We start from the raw sequence: 2,657 nt of genomic DNA on the forward strand, positions 1-2,657 counted from the left end.
CAAGCCGTAATAGACGAGGAAAATCTGTATCAGCAAGGGAGTGCCGCGGAAAAAATGGATGAAAGCCAAGGGCAAAGCGGAAATCCACCGCCGGCGGGCCCCGGCGGCGATGGCCAAGGGGTGACTCGATACCAACCCGATGGCCAGAGCGGCCACCACCAGCCAGACGGTCGTTATCAACCCCTCGAGATAGAGGGGTAGATTGGCGATGATCGGTGCGAAATCCATCACAGGGTCTCCTGCGCCGAGCGCACGCCGACATTGAAGCGGATTTCGAGTCGCCGCAACCCGCTTTCGGAAAGCAAAGTGATGATCAGATAGAGCAGGGCGACCGCCAGATAGAATAAAAAGGGCTCGCGGGTGGTGCCGCCGGCTTGGGTGGCACGAAAGACCATGTCTTCGAGCCCGATCACGGATACCAAGGCGGTGGTCTTGACCAATACCATCCAGTTGTTGCCGAACCCCGGCAGAGCGTGGCGCACGCACGCCGGCAGCGTGATGCGCTGAAAGACCTGTCCCCGGCTCATGCCGAAGGCGTGCCCGGCCTCGATTTCGCCGACGGGAACGCTCAAGATCGCCCCGCGAAAGGTCTCCGCCATATAGGCTCCGAAAATGATGCCGATGGTCAGGACTCCGGCCGTGAATTCGCTGATCTCGATATAGTCCCAGCCCGGATTGAAGGGAAGCCGCCAAGCGCTCGCCAGCGCATCCAAACGAAATCCGATTTCGTTCAAAAGCAGTTGTCCGCCGAAAAAGAAGATGAACATCAAGACGATATCCGGGATGCCGCGGATGATGGTGGTGTAAAGCCAAGCGGCGGTGCGGGCGGGGGCGAGGGAGGAGAGGCGAGCGGTGGCGGCGATGAGCCCGAGGGCGACGGCGAGCGCCAGAGAAAGCGCCGCCAAGACCAGCGTCAATAGCATCCCCTCGAGAATATAGGGGTAGAGGTAGCCGTGCAGAATTCCGCCGGTGGCGGATTTCAAAGCCTCATGGACGATTTCGAGCATGATTCGATGCCGGTTTTCGGGTAGATCGATGGATTTCGCACGGCCGGCGGGTTCGAATCTCGCTCTTTTCGAATGCCGAAAAAGCCCTTTGTCGATCTTGGTGTCGATATTGGCGCCGATCGAGCGCCGATTTCGCAGATCGAAGAGGGAATCGACCTTGCGATGATGCGCCCGAGATCCAAGAATTCGAAGGGCAACCGTTCGATGCAGGTCGGGGCGCATCCCATCATGGCACCCGTATCATGAGTCGATCCCATCGAAGTTCACCTTTGCGCTTTGGTCGAGGGTTGGACGAGATGATGAAGCAAGCGACAACGAGGCGATCGTCGAGGCCAGTATCGCATCGAAGATATCATCGAACCCCTTCGATGCGAGCGAATATCAATCGGTTATGATAAGGGATCGAAAGATATCCTTGCGGTTTGAAAAAACGCGCGATTCGAAAAAACTCGTCGTTTCTTCGGTGGCGAAGGTGTCGGATATTCGTCTTATCGCCTTCGTGCCGTAATCGTTGTAGTCGTCATCGTATTCGTCATCATCCGCATCGAGGCTGCGCGAGCATATCGCCACGCCGTCATCGCATCCGATGGATTCCTTCGCTACCCTTTTGCACGAAGGTTGGATACCACAAGGAGATCGCCAGTGACCGATCGATCGACCGCTGCCGGAGGTACCTTGACATCGGCTTATGGCAGCCGTTTTCTTGCGATCGCGGTTTTCGCAAGCATCTTTTTCCTCCCGATCATCTTGCCGACGGGGGTGGCCGAGGCGTGGGTGCACTGGAAAAGCTGGAACGGGGAGCCGCTCAAATGGGAAGAGCGCGAGATCGAAATGGAGGCGCGCCTCGGAGGAAACGAAGGCGCTACCTGTTTGCCGAGAGCGCAAGGTGTGGAGCTTTATGAATTCGGCCCTTGCTGGGAGGATGTGGTCCGAAGCGCCGCCGATCAGTTCTATCGAACCGATGCCAGATTGCGGATCGATATCACGAGTTCGCCTGCCAAACCGAGATGCGCCGTCGGTGATGGAACCAATACGATCACCGTCGATGATACCTATTGTGGCTATTCCATCGGCGAGCGTAGCTTGGGGTTCGTCTTCAATCGCTGGGACATCGAAAGCGGCGTCATTTGGGAAAGCGATGTCATTTTCAATACGGGAGTGACTTGGAACAGCTATTCGGGTCCTCAACGAAGGTTGTCGGATGACGCCATCCTTTTCGATCTGCACCGCGTTGCCATCCACGAATTCGGCCATACATGGGGGCTCGGTCACCCGGACCAAGCGGACCAAGATGTGGCTGCGATCATGAACTCGACGATCAGCGATATCGATCGTTTGCAACCCGATGATATCGAGGGGATCATGGCGATCTACGGTAGCAAGGGCCGGCCGGTCGGGGCTGCCGATCCGCCCCGAGCCATGCTCCAAGCCATCGCTCCGATCACCGCCGAAGATCAGTCCACGATCCGTATTCGCTGCGAGGACGAGCAGAGCGATTGTCCGGTTTTTATCGATTGCACGGATCAGGGGAGCGGGCGCGCTTTTTCCGGCACCTTGCCCGATGAAGTCCCTGCCGCCGGGGTTTCCGTTTTGAGTTCCGCCGATCTGATGCGCATCACCGGCGGCACTCCTTGGGATAAACGACTGACA

At 57.6% G+C, this 2,657-nt stretch carries 3 protein-coding genes; 1 reads left to right on the forward strand and 2 read right to left on the reverse strand.

What is annotated here, in order from left to right:
- Together BF99_RS0101540 and BF99_RS0101545 are read right to left on the reverse strand one after the other, a co-directional pair.
- On the reverse strand, positions 1-228 hold a 228-nt coding region (locus tag BF99_RS0101540), incomplete at its 3' end, for an ABC transporter permease subunit (protein ID WP_025769467.1).
- Positions 228-1,007, reverse strand: coding sequence for an ABC transporter permease (locus BF99_RS0101545; protein ID WP_081759044.1), 780 nt, complete (start codon positions 1,005-1,007; stop codon positions 228-230). The genes BF99_RS0101540 and BF99_RS0101545, both read right to left, overlap by 1 nt.
- 642 nt (positions 1,008-1,649) lie before the next feature.
- On the opposite strand from BF99_RS0101545, the gene BF99_RS0101555 reads away from it, so the two are divergent.
- A partial coding sequence (locus tag BF99_RS0101555) for a matrixin family metalloprotease (protein WP_025769470.1) occupies positions 1,650-2,657 on the forward strand: 1,008 nt, incomplete at its 3' end.

Origin of the sequence: Thioalkalivibrio sp. HK1, from assembly GCA_000583135.1 — a bacterium.
In the GTDB taxonomy this organism is placed as follows: Bacteria; Pseudomonadota; Gammaproteobacteria; order HK1; family HK1; genus HK1.

What these genes read in the sequence shown, in the direction of transcription:
- BF99_RS0101545 (WP_081759044.1), bottom strand. Translation starts at nt 1,007, where the DNA reads ATGCTCGAAATCGTCCATGAGGCTTTGAAATCCGCCACCGGCGGAATT.